Raw genomic sequence first — 13,470 nt, forward strand, 5'->3', positions numbered from 1 at the left:
TCACCTCTTGCTCTTGATGGCAGTGCCGAGCACTTGCAGGTACGAAACCAGCGCGTCCATCTCGGTCTTGCCCTTGAGGCTGGCGACGGCGCCACTGATGTCGTCGTCGGTGTAGGGCACGCCGAGGGTGCGCATCACTTTCAACTTGGTCTCGGTGTGGCTGCTGTCGACCGGCGCGGTGACCAGCCACGGGTAGGCCGGCATTTTCGACTCCGGCACCACGTTGCGCGGGTTGTACAAGTGCGCGCGGTGCCAGTCGTCCGAGTAGCGTGCGCCGACGCGTGCCAGGTCCGGCCCGGTGCGCTTGGAACCCCACAGGAACGGGTGGTCCCACACGCTTTCGCCCGCTACCGAGTAGTGGCCGTAGCGTTCGGTTTCGGCGCGGAACGGGCGAATCATCTGCGAGTGGCACTGCACACAGCCTTCGCGGATATAGATATCGCGACCTTCCAACTGCAGCGCGGTGTAGGGCTTCATGCCTTCCACCGGTTTGTTGGTCACGTCCTGGAAGAACAGCGGGACGATCTGGGTCAGGCCGCCGATGCTTACGGCAAGCACCATCAGCAGCATCAGCAGGCCGACGTTTTTTTCAATCGTTTCGTGTTTCATCATCGACTCCTCAGGCCAGTTGCGCAGTGGCAGTGGCTTCGACGGGTTGCGCCGAACGCACGGTGCGCCAGGTGTTGTAAGCCATCAGCAACATGCCGCTGAGGAAGATCGCACCGCCCACCAGCCGCACGATGAAGCCAGGGTGGCTGGCCACCAGGGTTTCGACGAAGGAGTAGGTCAAGGTGCCGTCTTCGTTGACTGCACGCCACATCAGGCCCTGGGCGATGCCGTTGACCCACATCGAGGCGATGTAGAGCACGGTGCCGATGGTGGCCAGCCAGAAGTGCGCGTTGATCAGGCCAAGGCTGTACATCTGCTCGCGGCCGAAGACTTTCGGGATCATGTGGTACAGCGCGCCGATGGAAATCATCGCCACCCAACCCAGCGCCCCGGCGTGTACGTGGCCGATGGTCCAGTCGGTGTAGTGGGAGAGGGCGTTGACCGTCTTGATGGCCATCATCGGCCCTTCGAAGGTCGACATGCCGTAGAAGGCCAGGGAGACTACGAGGAAGCGCAGGATCGGGTCGCTGCGCAACTTATGCCAGGCGCCCGAGAGGGTCATCATGCCGTTGATCATGCCGCCCCAGCTGGGTGCCAGCAGTACCAGCGACATCACCATGCCCAGCGACTGTGCCCAGTCCGGCAGCGCGGTGTAGTGCAAGTGGTGGGGACCGGCCCAGATGTACAGGGTGATCAGCGCCCAGAAGTGCACGATGGACAAACGATAGGAATACACCGGACGTTCGGCCTGCTTGGGCACGAAGTAGTACATCATCCCCAGGAAACCTGCGGTGAGGAAAAAGCCTACCGCGTTGTGCCCGTACCACCACTGCACCATCGCATCCGTCGCACCGCCGTAGGCCGAATAGGACTTGGTCCAGCTCACTGGCAAGGACGCGTGGTTGACGATGTGCAGAATGGCCACGGTGATGATGAACGCACCGAAGAACCAGTTGCCGACATAGATGTGCTTGGTTTTGCGCTTCATCACGGTGCCGAAGAACACTACACCGTAGGCAACCCAGACGACGGCGATAAGAATGGCGATCGGCCATTCCAGCTCGGCGTATTCCTTGGAGGTGGTGTAGCCCAGTGGCAGGCTGATAGCGGCCAGTACAATTACAAGCTGCCAGCCCCAGAAGCAGAACGCGGCAATTTTCGGCGCGAACAGTTGGGTTTGGCAGGTGCGTTGCACCGAGTAAAACGAGCTGGCGAACAGTGCGCAGCCACCAAAGGCAAAGATCACCGCGTTGGTGTGCAGCGGGCGCAAACGGCCGAAGCTGGTCCAGGGTAAATCGAAGTTGAGCGCAGGCCATACCAATTGGGCGGCGAGAAAAACCCCGAGCCCCATGCCGACGATGCCCCACACCACCGTCATAATGGCGAATTGGCGGACCACCTTGTAGTTATAGGCGGTACTTAAAGTAGTGTTCATGGTTCCCCATCCACGGTTCAACCCAAGCAAATGCGGCACTTGGGCTGGAGTTATAGGCAGACTAAAAAGCGAGGCAAGCATGGGCAAAGAGCACAAGGCCAGTATTGACGGGGATCAATGGGCGCAGTGTGTGCGCGAGCGCGGCTGGTTGTGGGATGCAGCGACCGTGGCTAGCGCACGTATACCTGTGACGCTGATCCTGGCCCACGGGGCTGGCGCCCCGATGGACTCATCCTTCATGAACGATATGGCTGCACGCCTTGCCGGGCATGGCGTGAACGTGTTGCGCTTTGAATTTCCGTACATGGCCCAGCGCCGTTTGGACGGCGGCAAGCGCCCGCCGAACCCGGCACCGAAACTGCTTGAATGCTGGCGTGAGGTGTATGCCGAGGTGCGACGTCATGTCGCTGGGAAATTGGCGGTTGGCGGCAAATCCATGGGTGGGCGCATGGCCAGTTTGTTGGCGGATGAACTGGGTGCGGATGGGTTGGTGTGTCTGGGCTATCCGTTTTATGCGGTGGGCAAACCGGAGAAACCAAGGGTTGAGCATCTGGCCGGCCTGAAGACGCCGACGTTGATTGTGCAGGGCGAGCGCGATGCGCTGGGTAACCGGGCGGCGGTGGAAGGGTATGCGCTGTCGCCGAGCATCGAAGTGTTGTGGCTGGTGGCGGGGGATCATGATTTGAAGCCGTTGAAGGCTTCGGGTCTTAGTCATGAGCAGCATTTGGAGGCGGCTGCGGTGAAGGTGGCTGAGTTTTTGGGCGTTCACTGAAACCGTGGCGAGGGAGCTTGCTCCCGCTGGGCTGCGAAGCGGCCCCAAAATCTTGGGAGCGCTTCGCCCTCCAGCGGGAGCAAGCTCCCTCGCCACAAGGTTCTACCGGTTAAAACGCTCTACCAGCGAATACTGGGTATTCGCCGTATGCGTCAGCTCTTCACTCAATTGCGCCGAGTTCATGGCCTGTTCCGAGGTCTGATCCGCCAACAGCGCAATCGTGCTGATGTTACGGCTGATCTCTTCGGCCACTGCGCTCTGTTCTTCGGTCGCGGCTGCAATCTGCGTGGTCATGTCGGTGATATTGGCCACCGCCTCACTGATGCCCACCAGCGCCTGATCCGCCTCCATCACCCGCGCCACCCCTTCTTCGGCCTGGCGATGCCCCGCGTCCATGGTTTGCACGGCCGCCGCTGCGGTGTGTTGCAGCTTGGCGATCAGCGTATGGATCTGCCCGGTGGACTCCGCCGTGCGCTGCGCCAGTTGGCGAACTTCGTCGGCCACCACCGCAAAACCTCGGCCCATCTCACCGGCACGCGCCGCTTCGATGGCTGCGTTCAGTGCCAGCAGGTTGGTCTGGTCGGCAATGCCTTTGATCACATCGACGACGCCGCCGATTTCATCGCTGTCCTTGGCCAGTTGGGTCACGGTTGCACCCGTCTCGCCCACAGCCACCGACAGACGCTGGATCGCCTCGCGGGTTTCCCCGGCGATGTCGCGGCCGCGACCGGTCAGGCGGTTGGCTTCCTGGGTAGCATCCGCCGTGCGCTGCACATGGCTGGCGACTTCCTGAGTGGTCGCGGCCATCTGGTTGACCGCCGTGGCCACCTGTTCGGTCTCGACACGCTGGCGTTCCAGGCCGCTGGAGCTTTTATGCGCCAGGGTGTTGGACTGCGCCGCTTGGTCGTTGAGGTGTTCAGCCGTGTCTTGCAAGCGGGTCAGACAGGTCTTCAGGCGCGCTTCCTGGCTGAGGATCGACATCTCCAGCCGCGCCTGCGCGCCACGGCTGTCGGTGTACATCTGCGCGATCAGCGGGTCAGACGTGGTCTGCTCAGCCAAACGCAGCAAACGCTTGAGGCCACGCTGCTGCCAGCTCAGCCCCAGCAGACCCAGTGGCACCGACAAACCCGCCGCCAGGGCAAAACCCCAGTGGGAATTGAGCGATGCACCGATCATGAAGCTCAGCTGGCTGACCAGGATAAACGGCAGCCAGTCCTGCAACACCGGCAGCCACTTGTCGCGCTGCGGCACGGCCGACTTGCCCTGGTTGATGCGTTGATAGAGCGCTTCGGCCCGGCGGATCTGCTCGGCGGTGGGCTTGATGCGCACCGATTCGTAACCGATCACCTGGTTGCCATCGAAGACTGGCGTCACATAGGCGTTAACCCAGTAGTGATCGCCGGTCTTGCAGCGGTTCTTGACGATGCCCATCCATGGCAAGCCTTGTTTGAGCGTGGACCACATGTGCGCGAACACCGCAGGCGGTACATCCGGGTGACGCACTAGGTTGTGCGGCGCTCGGACCAGTTCGTCGCGGGTGAACCCACTGATTTCGACGAAAGCGTCGTTGCAGTAGGTAATCACACCTTTGGCGTCTGTGGTGGAGATCAACCGTTGCTGAGCGGGGAAGGTACGTTCGCGCTGGGTAACGGGCTGGTTATTACGCATGGTTGTTCAATCCGCAAGGCTTTCAGGGGTTATCGGCGCTTGCGGGCTTTTATTTAACTTATTTTTGCAATAATCAGCCGGCCAGCATCGGGTAGGTGAACAACCCGAAGTGAAGCAGGTTCAGCCCAAAGTGCGTGGCGATTGCAGCGCCCAACCCACCAAAGCGATACGCCAAGCCATAACCGACACCCGCGATGCTTGCCAGCAATACCCAATGCCAACCTGCGCCCAGGTGCACCAAACCGAATAGCAGCGAGGCCAGCAGCAGTGCCACGTTTTCGCCGTAAGGCAGGTGTTTGAAGCGCTCGCTGAGGCCGCCCTGGATGTAGCCACGAAATAGCGCCTCTTCAATCAAGGTCACCAACAGCAGGTTGTTCAATACCCACAGCCACGCTTGTTCCGGCCATTTGGGTGCCCAACTGATCATCCCCAGCGCCATGGCGCCGCCCAACGCTGCGACTGCCGTCAGGGTCAACGCCAGCGCCGTCACGCATATCGACAGGCGCAAGGACCTGCGCGCCACGATCCAGGGGCAGGCCAGCAGCAGCCAGAAGCCGATCAACGGTTTGTCCTGGTTGAGGTACATCGAGAAGGGCACCGAATCAGGCGTTAAGCGTTGAGGTGCGATGCCACGGCCGTTATAGAAGCCTGGCAACCAATGCATCGCCAGGCCCAGCGCCAGCACGATAAACAAGCCGTGCCCGAGGTAACGCGCCCACGGGTTGCGTTGCTGGCGAACGGCGTAACCCGCGATCAGCAGCATGACCACGGAGACCGCCGCCAGCATGCCCAACTGCCCGTAGGTCAAGGCCAGTACATAGCCAATGGAAAGAAGCACCAGGTACAGCCAGGGCAGAGCAATCATGTGAAATCCTTGAAAAAAACCGGCCAGCATTATAACGACCGGTTTTCGTTGCAGGCATGAAAACTCTTCCACGCAAAACGCCTGGGTGAAGTGATTGCAAAACCGGTTGGCGGCTGGTTATAGTTTGCCGGCCTTAATCCTTTCAAAAAGATCAGCACATGCCAGCTTCCCAGCGCATAGCGGTAGTCGATTCAGCGGTCAACGCTGTGGTCGTGCCGTGCGCGAATAAGCAGCCTGCGCAGATCAGTCACTATCCCCCACCTGTCAGTAGCACGCCGGTGTACGCAGTCGTATCACCGCCGGGTGTTGGCATTACGGGCTGATCAGCGAAACGCTGCTCCCGTCTGCCCGCCTGAAAAAACCTATTGAATCTCAGCGTCTGCTGAATCGGCTTTTTTTGCCTGATGACAGGTGGTAACCATGTCTGTTTTTTCGAAACAATCCGCGGCCGCGGCGGCCTCGACGAGCCTGTTTGTCCTGCTGTGGAGTAGCGGGGCGATTTTCTCCAAGTGGGGCCTGGCTCATGCTTCACCCTTTGCCTTCTTATTGATCCGTTTTGCCATCGCCCTGGCGGGCTTGGTGATCCTGGTGCCGATCCTCAAGCTGAAACTGCCGCGCACCGGCAAACCCATGCTGTACGCGGCGGCGACCGGCCTGGTGTTGTTGGGCGCGTATCAGATTTTCTATCTGCTGGCCCTGGACCTCAGAGTCACGCCAGGAATGATGGCCACCATCATGGGGGTGCAGCCGATCCTCACGGTGGTGCTGGTGGAGCGTCAGCGCTCGTTAAGCCGGTTGTTCGGCCTTGGGCTGGGGTTGGCGGGGTTGATCATGGTGGTCTATCAGGGCATCGGGCTGTCGGGTATGTCCCTGGCCGGGATGCTGTTCGGCTTGCTGGCGCTGGCCAGCATGACGCTGGGTTCGATCATGCAAAAACGTATCACCGACAACCCGTTGGGCACGCTGCCGGTGCAGTACGTGGCAGGGCTGCTGCTGTGCGCGGTGTTTGTGCCATTCCAGCCGTTCCACTTTGAGCAAAGCGCGAGCTTTTACCTGCCGGTGCTGTGGATGGGGTTGGTGGTGTCGTTGCTGGCGACGTTGCTGCTGTATCGACTGATCGCGCGTGGCAATCTGGTGAATGTCACCAGCCTGTTTTACCTGGTGCCGGCGGTGACGGCGGTGATGGATTACCTGATCTTTGGCAATCGGCTTGCGCTGTTGAGCGTGCTGGGGATGGGGTTGATCATTGTCGGCTTGGGGTTTGTGTTTCGTAGGCGCTGAATAAGGCGCTGAGCTGACTGTAACTGGTCAAGTTAATTGTTCCATAAGCGTGCGACTAATTGCCCGTTGCACCTAACAGGTGCAACGCCTCGCTTTAGAGCGTTTGGTGAGCCCTGTGTGGTCGACCATCGGTCACAAGTAAGATTGCTCTTACAGGCCAATCCTGTAATAATTCCGACCTTATTGTGGCCTATATCCTACCTCCCTGCAGGATATGTAGTACGCTCGCAAAGGGATATTGTGTCTATATTCGCATCGCGCAGTCTTTCTAATACTCTCCCGAATGACGTTAGCTTGGCGAACGTTGCGGTGCTGATGTGCTCGTACAATGGTGAGACGTTTCTTGCGGAACAGCTCGACTCCATTGAGCGGCAGAGTCACCATGGCTGGAGATTATTCATCTCCGATGATGGTTCCAAAGATGGCTCGCCAGCGATTTTTCAGCAGTACTGTAATCGTTGGGGCAGCGATCGTTTGAGTGTGGTATCTGGCCCTCAGAAAGGCTTCGTGGCAAATTTCCTCTCGTTGACTTGTCGTTCTGAGATTCAGGCGGATTATTTTGCCTGGTGTGATCAGGACGATATCTGGAACGATGAGAAACTGCAGGTGGCTGTCGACTGGTTGCAAAACCAGCCTTCGAATGTGCCAGCACTTTATTGCGGCCGGACTAAGTTGGTCGGCGATTCGGGCACTGCGCTTGGTTTTTCTCCCCTTTTCGCGCTACCTCCACATTTCTCGAATGCATTGGTCCAGAGCATTGCGGGCGGCAATACCATGGTTTTCAACCAAGCCGCGCGCGAACTGATCATCGAGGCAGGTGCGGATGTCATTGTGCCCTCCCATGATTGGTGGGCGTATCAACTCGTTACAGGCGCGGGAGGTGTCGTTCACTACGATGCTGTGCCTAGAATGCAGTACCGTCAGCATGATGAAAATCTGATTGGCAGCAACTCCAGCTGGGCAGCGCGTCTGGTTCGGCTGCGGATGATCTTTCAAGGACGTTTTTACGAGTGGAACGAACAGAATATTCGAGCACTCGAAGCCATGGAGCATCGTCTTTGCGAAGAGCATCGAACGACCCTCGCACGCTTTAAAAGCGCACGGAGTCAAACGTTATTTAGACGAGTGCTGGGGTTCTGGTCTGCCGGTTTATATCGGCAGACGTTCATGGGGAACCTCGGGCTAATTTTTGCAACACTACTGAAAAAGATCTGACTCAATGACTATCTTAGTAACCGGCGGTGCTGGCTTTATCGGTGCAAACTTCGTATTGGACTGGGTAGCTCAGACAGATGAGCCGGTCATTAACCTGGATAAGCTGACGTACGCTGGCAACCTGGAGAACCTCGTCTCGCTCGAGGGTGACAAGCGCCATGTGTTCGTACAGGGCGATATCGCCGATACCGAACTGGTGCAGCGTTTGCTCGCTGAGCACCAGCCACGCGCGATCCTGAACTTCGCTGCCGAGTCGCACGTCGACCGTTCTATCCATGGCCCGGAAGACTTTATCGAGACTAACGTCGTCGGTACTTTCCGTCTGCTGGAAGCGGTACGTGCCTACTGGAAAGGCCTGGAAGGCGAAGCGCAGCAGTCCTTCCGTTTCCTGCACGTGTCGACTGACGAAGTCTACGGCTCCCTGGCCAAGGACGACCCCGCGTTTACCGAAACTCACCAGTACGAGCCAAACAGCCCGTACTCGGCGAGTAAGGCCGCGAGCGATCACCTGGTCCGCGCCTATCACCATACCTATGGTCTGCCGGTGCTGACGACCAACTGCTCGAACAACTATGGTCCGTACCATTTCCCGGAAAAACTGATTCCGCTGATGATCGTCAACGCACTGGCGGGTAAAGCGCTGCCTGTGTACGGCGATGGCCAGCAAATTCGTGACTGGCTGTACGTGAAAGACCACTGCAGCGCCATCCGTCGTGTACTGGAAGCCGGCACTGTGGGCGAGGTCTACAACGTCGGTGGCTGGAACGAGAAGCCGAACCTGGATATCGTCCACACCGTGTGTGCGCTGCTCGACGAACTGCGCCCTCAAGCGGACGGCAAGCCTTACAGCGATCAGATCGCTTACGTGACGGATCGCCCGGGCCATGACCGCCGCTATGCCATCGACGCGCGCAAACTGGAGCGTGAGTTGGGCTGGAAGCCGGCTGAAACATTCGAAACCGGTATCCGCAAGACCGTCGAGTGGTACTTGGATAACCAGGGTTGGGTCAGCAATATCCAATCCGGCTCGTACCGCGAGTGGGTTGAAAAGAACTACGCCGAGCGTACGGCATGAAGATCCTTCTGCTTGGCAAAAATGGCCAAGTGGGATGGGAACTCCAACGCAGCTTGGCCCCTTTGGGCCAAGTGCTTGCGCTCGACTCCAAAAGCCAGGACTACTGCGGCGACCTCAACGACCTGCAAGGTTTGGCCGCGACCGTGCAGCGCTTCGCGCCTGACGTAATTGTCAACGCCGCTGCCTACACCGCCGTCGACAAAGCCGAGAGCGAGCCCGCCCAAGCCCTGCGTGTGAACGCAGAAGCCCCGGCAGTGCTGGCCGCCGAGGCGCTGAAGCTGAATGCGTTGCTGGTGCACTATTCCACCGACTACGTGTTCGCCGGCACCGGCCACACGCCGTGGCTGGAAAGCGACCCGGTCGGCCCGCTGAGCGTCTACGGTTCGACCAAGCTGCAAGGCGAGCAGGCCATTCAGGCCAGTGGTTGCGCGCACCTGATCTTGCGTACCAGCTGGGTCTATGCCGCGCGCGGCAACAACTTCGCCAAGACCATGCTGCGCCTGGCCAGCGAGCGCGACAGCCTGAACGTGATTGACGACCAGTTTGGCACGCCGACCGGCGCTGACCTGCTGGCCGACATCACCGCCCACGCTATCCGCACGCTCGGTGTGAACCCGCAACTGAGCGGGGTTTATCACTTGGCAGCAGCGGGCGAGACCACCTGGCACCGTTATGCCCGTTTCGTGCTCGAACAGGCGCAAGCGGCCGGCGTGCAGCTCAAGGTCGAACCGGCAAACGTAGACGCGATCACCACCGCCGCGTACCCCACGCCCGCCAAGCGCCCCGGCAACTCCCGACTCAACACTCAAAAACTGCAGAATGCCTTCTCACTGCGCTTGCCTCAATGGCAGGACGGCGTGGCACGGATGCTCGTAGAAATTCTAGAGAAATGAACATGCAAAAACGTAAAGGCATTATTTTGGCCGGCGGTTCAGGCACCCGTCTGCATCCTGCAACCTTGGCGATTTCCAAGCAATTGCTGCCGGTCTATGACAAGCCGATGATCTATTACCCGCTGACCACGCTGATGCTGGCGGGGATTCGCGACATCCTGATCATCTCCACGCCGCAGGACACCCCGCGCTTCGAGCAGCTTTTAGGTGATGGCAGCAAGTGGGGCTTGAACATTTCGTATGCCGTGCAGGCTTCACCGGATGGCTTGGCGCAGGCATTCATCATTGGCGAAGACTTCATCGGTAATGATTTATCTGCCCTGGTGCTGGGTGACAATATTTATCACGGTCATCATTTTGATCAGTTGCTCAAAAGTGCAATGGTCCGCGAGGAAGGCGCGAGCGTTTTTGCTTATCACGTGAACGATCCGGAGCGCTATGGCGTGGTGGAGTTCGATAAGCAGGGCAAGGCAATGAGCCTGGAAGAGAAACCGCTCAAGCCGAAATCGAACTACGCGGTCACCGGGCTGTATTTCTATGATCAGCAAGTAGTTGATATTGCCAAAAGCATCAAGCCTTCGCCTCGTGGCGAGCTGGAGATCACAGACCTCAATCGCGTTTACATGGAGCGAGGCAGTCTTTCTGTCGAGATCATGGGGCGGGGTTACGCCTGGCTGGACACCGGTACCCACGAGTCTCTTCTTGAAGCAAGTCACTTTATCGCCACTCTGGAGCATCGCCAGGGTCTTAAAGTTGCCTGCCCTGAAGAAATTGCGTTCCGTCAGAAGTGGATCGATGCTGAGCAACTTGAACGTCTGGCGGCTCCACTGGCCAAAAACGGTTACGGGCAATACCTCAAGCGGCTGTTGAGCGAGACCATTTACTAATGAAAGCAACGCCATTAGCTATTGCTGAAGTAGTGCTATTTGAACCCAAGGTATTCGGCGACGATCGGGGTTTTTTCTTCGAAAGCTTCAATCACCAACAGTTTGAAAGTGCTATCGGTCGCCCTGTGCAATTTGTCCAGGACAACCATTCGCGATCGGCAAAGTGTGTATTGCGCGGGCTGCATTACCAAATCCAACAGGCCCAAGGGAAGTTGGTACGTGTAGTCCAAGGCGAAGTATTTGATGTGGCTGTGGACATTCGTCGTAGCTCCGCGACTTTCGGCAAATGGGTAGGGACCTATTTGTCTGCCGAGAACAAACACCAGCTATGGGTGCCGGAAGGCTTCGCGCATGGCTTTGTTGTGCTCTCTGAGACGGCGGAGTTTCTCTATAAAACCACGGATTACTACGCTCCTGAGTATGAGCGTAGTATCCGTTGGAATGATCCCGCGCTGGCTATTGATTGGCCATTTGAGGGGGATGTGATATTGGCTGCGAAGGATGCAAGTGCCAAATTCATCGCAGATGCTGAGGTGTTTGAATAAGCATAGGCAATTGTCAAAGGAGAGACGGGTGGGCGTAAACTGAAGTTTTTTAATTCTATTTAAGAGTGAAAGATTAGGTTTTTCCATTCCTCTTTCCGTTCCAGCGCTGCACGTCAATTTGCAGTAATCGAGAATTCCGCAGGCCCTTCGTTCTCCCTCCCTGAAGTTTAAAATTATGTTGGCTGGCTATAATTAAATAGGCAGAATGGCTTTTAAATACGCCTAGAATAAATCCGATACAACATTAATTAGGTTGTTATCCAGGGTTGCCGATTTTTTGATAACCTGCCTTGTTACGCAGTAGGGGGCCGGAATGCATACGGTGAAATACTCTTGTAAAGCTTAGAGGCGGAGTGTACTTGAGTTTAAGTACACCCTCTTTCTTTGCGGAGGTCTGGTCAGCGACCAAGCAGAAGTAAAAAAGCGAAGCCAGGTGCGCGGACTGGATTTTACCGAAGAGATGCTGTTGATATTACTAGCCTTTTCCCTCCCCAATCCGACGGTCCTTCAGCGATCTCATTCAATTTGTTTACATCTTGAAAGTTGGCAATGCCAATTGAAACTGCATTTTTCAAATCAGCTTCCCTAACAGTTATCGTGTTCATCCATGAAAAACCTTTCGCGTGCGATGAACTAGACCTATCAATCACAATATCCCCTACCACGGTGATAATGTTTCCCCCGGCATCGTTAAGGTGGATACCCAAGTGACGATTGAGAGAGATATCGTCGTGGATTGTAAAGTAAAACTTGAGAGTGATCAAGCCGTCTTTAGGCACAGACGAAGTAATGTCGGTCAAGCTAATACCGTTTGCGAAACGGTTAGCAGGAATTACGCTCCCTGCGCCCTCAATGGTATTTTGAGGTCGACTAACGCCGACCACCGTGCTTGGTTGGTAATTAGAGGCCACGGCAGCCCCTGCAACGAGAATAATCAGGCTTAGCCACTGCGGGACACGATAAAGTTTCTTGATAGTGATACGTGGCTTTTTGTCCCACCAGTTGACGATCAGGCGTCTGCACGGATCTTCTACAGTCAAGTGTAGGGCGGCAGCGCTTGTAATACAGATAAGCCAGAAGATGGGCATCCCTAGGTTGCCCAGTTCCTTGAATAAGGGGGAGTTCAAGCTTGCCAAGTTAAAGACGATCATGTGTACGAGATAGAGTGCAAAGCTGATTTCACCCAGAAACACTAGCGGTCGGGTTGATAGAAGCCTCGCCACAGGGCCTTGGCTAGAAGCAAAGACGAGAATCAAGGCGCCCCACAGTAGCCAGATACCTTCCTTGTAAATGTAGTAGCCGAGTCCTGCGCCTGTGTATTGAGATATGACAGCTGGTCTGGCGACCACGTAGAGTGCGTAGCCAATAGCGGCGAGAGCAGACAGCTCAATTAACAGCCAAGTCCAAGGCGAAATATTATTTGTCGCAGGCGATTTCAATTTGTACAGTTTTGCGCAATAAACTCCGAATAAGAATTCCAGCAAACGGGCGAGCGGGTTAGTGTAAAGGGCACCAAACATGCTCACGCCCGGGGCGCCGTCATCTGATGATAACGGGATTGTGGTCGCGGCAAGAATCAGCGCCGCTGTACAAATAGCGCTAAAGGCAAGGCTTATCGGTAGCCGCTTGCTCGGGCTTAAAGCGACAAAGACAAAAACCACATAGAAGAATGCTTCGGTGGAAATGCTCCAAGCCACGCCGTTAAATGAGAGCACGTAAGGCGCGGTAAAGGTCCAAGATTGTAACAATGTCACGTTGGCCAACAGTTTAAGCATTGCCCCCGGGGCAGAAAATTCCATGGAAACTCTAGGCGTTATGAGCAGTATCCATAACAGCAACGCTGCAATGTGCAGCGGCCAAATACGAGCAAACCTCGAGACTATGAACCGCTTTGCCGAATTCCAATCCGGCAGGCTCTCGTAGTTGTAGGCTAAGATGAAGCCACTCAACGTGAAAAAAAACGAGACACCTTGAGAAAGGGAGAAGTTATTGGCAATGCCAAAGGAGCCGAATAGCGGATGGCTATGGCCCAATACGATCATCGCCGCCGCGAAAAATCGTAAGGAGGTTAAGGCGTCAAGCTTTTTCATTGTGTTCAATCACATGGCCTATCAATAAAAATGACTAAAATAACTTGGTGCTAGCGCACCGCCCGCTTTTAAGTTCTACAAAGCCATTCTTTTAAGAGTCTGCCTGTAGGCGGCTGCAAATTGTATACCATCAAC

12 protein-coding genes are annotated in these 13,470 nt (G+C 56.5%); 7 read left to right on the forward strand and 5 right to left on the reverse strand.

Features of this window, described 5'->3' with window-relative positions; translation table 11 throughout:
- Both ccoO and ccoN read right to left on the reverse strand, forming a co-directional pair.
- Window positions 1–609, reverse strand: coding sequence for a cytochrome-c oxidase, cbb3-type subunit II (gene ccoO, locus P5706_RS08560; RefSeq protein WP_017134815.1), 609 nt, complete (start codon window positions 607–609; stop codon window positions 1–3).
- A gap of 10 nt (window positions 610–619) precedes the next feature.
- The gene (gene ccoN / locus P5706_RS08565; RefSeq protein WP_138814392.1) at window positions 620–2,044 is read right to left on the reverse strand and encodes a cytochrome-c oxidase, cbb3-type subunit I; all 1,425 of its coding nucleotides are present in this window, start codon (window positions 2,042–2,044) and stop codon (window positions 620–622) included.
- A 79-nt stretch (window positions 2,045–2,123) separates the two neighbouring features.
- Between ccoN and P5706_RS08570 the strand changes: the two genes are divergently transcribed.
- Window positions 2,124–2,816, forward strand: a complete 693-nt coding sequence (locus P5706_RS08570) for an alpha/beta family hydrolase (protein WP_285678983.1) — start codon at window positions 2,124–2,126, stop codon at window positions 2,814–2,816.
- A gap of 102 nt (window positions 2,817–2,918) precedes the next feature.
- Here the strand turns inward: P5706_RS08570 and P5706_RS08575 are convergent, their stop codons facing one another.
- Window positions 2,919–4,484 (reverse strand): methyl-accepting chemotaxis protein, encoded by a 1,566-nt coding sequence (locus P5706_RS08575; protein ID WP_285678984.1) that lies wholly within the window; start codon window positions 4,482–4,484, stop codon window positions 2,919–2,921.
- Window positions 4,485–4,557: 73 nt separating this feature from the next.
- Window positions 4,558–5,349: a CPBP family intramembrane glutamic endopeptidase gene (locus P5706_RS08580; RefSeq protein WP_200431934.1), complete on the reverse strand. Its 792-nt coding sequence runs from the start codon at window positions 5,347–5,349 to the stop codon at window positions 4,558–4,560.
- 420 nt (window positions 5,350–5,769) lie between these two features.
- Between P5706_RS08580 and P5706_RS08585 the strand changes: the two genes are divergently transcribed.
- The 6 genes from P5706_RS08585 (at window position 5,770) to rfbC (ending at window position 11,245) form a co-directional block, all read left to right on the forward strand.
- On the forward strand, window positions 5,770–6,630 hold the full coding sequence (locus P5706_RS08585) for a DMT family transporter (RefSeq protein WP_285678985.1): 861 nt from the start codon (window positions 5,770–5,772) through the stop codon (window positions 6,628–6,630).
- A gap of 240 nt (window positions 6,631–6,870) precedes the next feature.
- On the forward strand, window positions 6,871–7,845 hold the full coding sequence (locus tag P5706_RS08590) for a glycosyltransferase family 2 protein (RefSeq protein ID WP_285678987.1): 975 nt from the start codon (window positions 6,871–6,873) through the stop codon (window positions 7,843–7,845).
- 4 nt (window positions 7,846–7,849) lie between these two features.
- The gene (gene rfbB / locus P5706_RS08595; protein WP_285678988.1) at window positions 7,850–8,920 is read left to right on the forward strand and encodes a dTDP-glucose 4,6-dehydratase; all 1,071 of its coding nucleotides are present in this window, start codon (window positions 7,850–7,852) and stop codon (window positions 8,918–8,920) included.
- Window positions 8,917–9,813: a dTDP-4-dehydrorhamnose reductase gene (gene rfbD / locus P5706_RS08600; RefSeq protein WP_285678989.1), complete on the forward strand. Its 897-nt coding sequence runs from the start codon at window positions 8,917–8,919 to the stop codon at window positions 9,811–9,813. The genes rfbB and rfbD overlap by 4 nt, the downstream gene beginning before the upstream one ends.
- Before the next feature lie 2 nt (window positions 9,814–9,815).
- Window positions 9,816–10,700: a glucose-1-phosphate thymidylyltransferase RfbA gene (gene rfbA / locus P5706_RS08605; protein ID WP_285678990.1), complete on the forward strand. Its 885-nt coding sequence runs from the start codon at window positions 9,816–9,818 to the stop codon at window positions 10,698–10,700.
- A complete protein-coding gene (gene rfbC / locus P5706_RS08610) occupies window positions 10,700–11,245 on the forward strand; it encodes a dTDP-4-dehydrorhamnose 3,5-epimerase (RefSeq protein ID WP_285678991.1) in 546 nt (181 codons plus the stop codon). Before rfbA ends, rfbC begins: the two co-directional genes overlap by 1 nt.
- A gap of 449 nt (window positions 11,246–11,694) precedes the next feature.
- On the opposite strand, the gene P5706_RS08615 is transcribed toward rfbC, so the two are convergent.
- Window positions 11,695–13,335, reverse strand: a complete 1,641-nt coding sequence (locus P5706_RS08615) for an acyltransferase family protein (RefSeq protein ID WP_285678992.1) — start codon at window positions 13,333–13,335, stop codon at window positions 11,695–11,697.
- Between the last annotated feature and the right edge of the window lie 135 nt (window positions 13,336–13,470).

This window comes from Pseudomonas sp. ChxA (assembly GCF_030263855.1).
In the GTDB taxonomy this organism is placed as follows: Bacteria; Pseudomonadota; Gammaproteobacteria; order Pseudomonadales; family Pseudomonadaceae; genus Aquipseudomonas; species Aquipseudomonas fluorescens_CB.